Genomic DNA, 2,802 nt, shown 5'->3' with positions numbered 1-2,802 from the left:
GATGGGTTTGAAAGGGATTTTGGTCAACACCGTTATCCATCAAGTCAAACGCTTAGTACCTAAGTATAATTTAAATGACCCTAAGTATAACGTCACCAAATTCCCTGACGTCCTGAAAAAAGGCAAAACCTTACCTTTTCAAGCACCTAAAACCTCCTTACAACAAAAAGCAATTTTGCAATATACGGGTGGTACAACCGGTCTATCTAAGGGCGCGGTGCTTACTCAGCGCAACGTCGTAGCCGCTGCAATGCAATCAGAAGCATGGTACCGCCCTATCACTTCAGAGATTAATGAAGTATATATTAATATGGTAATGGCACTGCCGCTATATCATATTTTCGCCTTTATGCTTAGCCTACTTGGCATGCGCTCAGGGTATACTTTTATTTTGGTGCCAAACCCACGTGATATGCCAGGGTTTATTAAAACCTTATCGAAGCAGCCGTTCCATATTTTCCCTGCGGTCAATACCTTATTTAAAGGCTTACTAGATCAACCGAACTTTAAAGATTTAGATTTCAGCTCGCTACGTATCTCTCAAGCAGGCGGCATGGCGGCAACTGAGCAGACAGCAGCGCGCTGGTTAGAAGTGACTGGCTGTCCAATGGTTGAAGGTTGGGGTATGACAGAAGGGGTTGCCGCAGGTACCGCCAACGTCATCACTGATCGTAAATTTAACGGTACTATCGGCATCCCTGTACCGAGTGTCGATATTATTGTGGTCGATGATAATGGTGAGCAGGTTGGTTTAAATCAGTCGGGCGAGATGTGTATCAAAGGACCAAATATCACCTCAGGCTACTTTAATAAAGATACGACCAATGACTTCACTAAAGATGGTTATTTCCGTACGGGCGACATCATTAGTATGGATGAAAATGGCTATATCACCCTACTTGATCGCAAAAAAGACATGATTTTGGTATCAGGATTTAATGTCTTCCCAAATGAGATTGAAGCGGTGATGCTTGATTGCAAAAGCATCGTTGAGTGTGCAGTGATTGGCATTCCCGATGAAAATCAAGGTGAAGCAGTTAAAATCTATATCGTTCCTGCTGATAACAATGTCACCAAAAGCGATATCAAAGACTTTGCACGTGATAATCTAACCGGCTATAAATGTCCGCGTCATATCGAGTTTGTGAGCGAGTTGCCAAAAAGTAACGTCGGTAAAATATTACGTCAAAAGTTACGTGAAAAGCATATGTCAGACAATCCTCAAACCTTGTAGACCTTAAGCTTCAAAATTAATAAAAACCCGCTACGTTTAATGTAGCGGGTTTTTTATGGTCTTAATTTTGCCTTTACTATTTCTAATGTGAATATCAAAGCAACTGATATTAGCTAACTCTATTCACTATCTGTAACGGCAAACACTTCATGGCTTGTCCGACAATTGACCAGGGTAAGCTTGGGACACAAGCTTCATCCACGCCAGCTTCAATCGCTGCCACAATTGCCTTGGTACCAGTCTCAGCATCGACTTCAAACGGTAAAGGCTTAGCGTTTTCATTGATTTCAGTACGAATATAACCTGGATAAATAGTAGAGACTTGAATCGGCAGTTTGCTTAATAGCATATCAGCACGAATACCTTCTGCCAAATGCGCCAATCCTGCTTTACTTGCGCCATAAGCCGTTAAATGCTTAGGCAATCCACGCATCGCTGACATACTTGATATCACTACTAAATGACCACTATTTTGAGCCCGAAAAATAGCCATTGCTGCTTCACACTGCGCTAGCGCTGATATAAAGTTAATCTCAACCGTACGGCGGTTGGTATCAAAGCGTCCTTTACCAATACGGCGACTTTCACCAATACCGGCATTGACCACCACACGATCAATATGACCAAAGTCAGCCGCGAAAGCATCAAACACTTCAAAAATTGCATCATAATCACTAACATCTAATACGCGATACTCAATTCGAATATGAGGATATTGTGCTATCAGCTCTGTTTGTAGACTCTCCAAACGATCAGTACGACGCGCACAAATCGCCAAATTATAGCCAAGCTTGGCAAACAGTCTTGCCATACCCTCGCCCAATCCTGAGCTGGCACCAGTGATTAAAACCGTTTTGCCACGACCTACTTGTTGTTTATTCAAGCCTTTTAAATAACGTGCTGGTTGTACCGCACCAAGTAATTGATTTTTACTTTTGGTAGCTGTTTTTGCCATTAGGCTGACTAACTTATTTTGCATGGACATTCCCTTATGCATCAATGATAATCTCAAGATAACGTAAACACTTCTAACTGTCTATCTGGCTTTGATATTATCTGCGCTATTGACATACTCCCCCCACTTTCACAAAGTTCAAGTGGGGGGATTCTAAAAGCAAACGCTCTTAGGAGACTTTCTCACGAAGGTCGCAAGTTTTCTGTTTCAACGGGCGACCTTTACTGCATCCTCCCTCCACAGACAAAACGGCACGTCCTGCCGCCAATATATTACGAGCCGCATTAAAATCTGCATTCGCAATATACCTACATTTGACGCACTCAAATTTTGACTGAGTTCGTCTGTTATCGACAGCAAAATGCTTACATTTAAAACAGGTCTGGCTTGTATATTGCGGATTCACTTTGATAAGTAGCCCGCCTCTCCATTGCTGCTTATACTCAAGCATATCAAGCGCCATGCCCCAGCCTTGATCTAGGATTGATTTATTCAATCCTGACTTGGCTTTGACATTACGACCTTTGTTTTCCACCGACCCGCTTGCTGATTTCGACATATTAGCGACCTTCAAATTCTCACAGGCAATCATGGCGTGGCTTTTGCTGAGTGT

The 2,802-nt window shown here is 42.5% G+C and carries 3 protein-coding genes; 1 reads left to right on the top strand and 2 read right to left on the bottom strand.

What is annotated here, in order from left to right; translation table 11 throughout:
• Positions 1-1,234 (top strand): AMP-binding protein (locus tag VLN09_RS05020; RefSeq protein WP_325244280.1); only part of this gene is annotated, 1,234 nt, incomplete at its 5' end.
• A 109-nt stretch (positions 1,235-1,343) separates the two neighbouring features.
• On the opposite strand, the gene VLN09_RS05015 is transcribed toward VLN09_RS05020, so the two are convergent.
• Together VLN09_RS05015 and VLN09_RS05010 are read right to left on the bottom strand one after the other, a co-directional pair.
• Entirely contained in the window at positions 1,344-2,213 is an 870-nt protein-coding gene (locus tag VLN09_RS05015) for an SDR family oxidoreductase (protein WP_325244278.1), read from the bottom strand.
• Positions 2,214-2,358: 145 nt separating this feature from the next.
• Positions 2,359-2,802: transposase (locus VLN09_RS05010; RefSeq protein WP_325244276.1), on the bottom strand; the 444-nt coding region annotated here is incomplete at its 5' end.

The organism is Psychrobacter sp. (assembly GCF_035469765.1).
Classification (GTDB): Bacteria; Pseudomonadota; Gammaproteobacteria; order Pseudomonadales; family Moraxellaceae; genus Psychrobacter.
Note: the sequence above shows the minus strand (reverse complement) of the source record. Positions and strands in the feature narration are given on the sequence as shown.

Coding starts and splice junctions, on each gene's coding strand:
- VLN09_RS05015 (WP_325244278.1), bottom strand. CDS start 2,213: ATGCAAAATAAGTTAGTCAGCCTAATGGCAAAAACAGCTACCAAAAGT.